Annotated in this window: 1 protein-coding gene; it reads right to left on the reverse strand. The window is 48.2% G+C overall.

What is annotated here, in order from left to right; all coding sequences use genetic code 11:
* Positions 1-49: 49 nt before the first annotated feature.
* Positions 50-554 (reverse strand): hypothetical protein (locus tag A3766_RS31535; RefSeq protein ID WP_197479726.1); only part of this gene is annotated, 505 nt, incomplete at its 5' end.

Genomic DNA, 554 nt, shown 5'->3' on the forward strand with positions numbered 1-554 from the left:
ATGAAAGCAAGGCTCTTCCATTTATTGGCTTGCTGAGCCTTCGCATATTCTAGAAGGTATACTGAGCCAACATACTGACACTAATAGAATCGCTGTCACGATAGACTTGCGGGCCCTCAAGTACGCGGTATCGCTTACCCTTAAGGAACAAGACTTCCGCCCCTAAGCGCAGCGCACTGTCTTCTTCCTGCCACATTAACGCTAAGGTATGACTACGCCCAAACTCGTTATTTTCTTGGTCCATCTGATCTTGGTCATCAATACCAAACTGGTCATAGCGATAGCTGATTCGATAGTCATTCAGACGGTAGGAAAACATGCCGTACAGGCTGTAGAAATCTATATCAATGCCAGGACCCGCTCCCATTTCAGAGCTGCCTTGAGAGGTTTCCGATAAGAACTCCCAGCCCTCACTAATACGCCAAGCCAAGCCAGCCATAGCAAAGCGGGTTTTCCAGGCATATTCTGCATGTAGAAGTGTCGTATCGCCCCGGTTATCGACCCAAGTGAGCTTTATATTCAGCTCATCCAAAGCCAGTGATGACCTCAGCGCA

The organism is Oleiphilus sp. HI0132 (assembly GCF_001635845.1).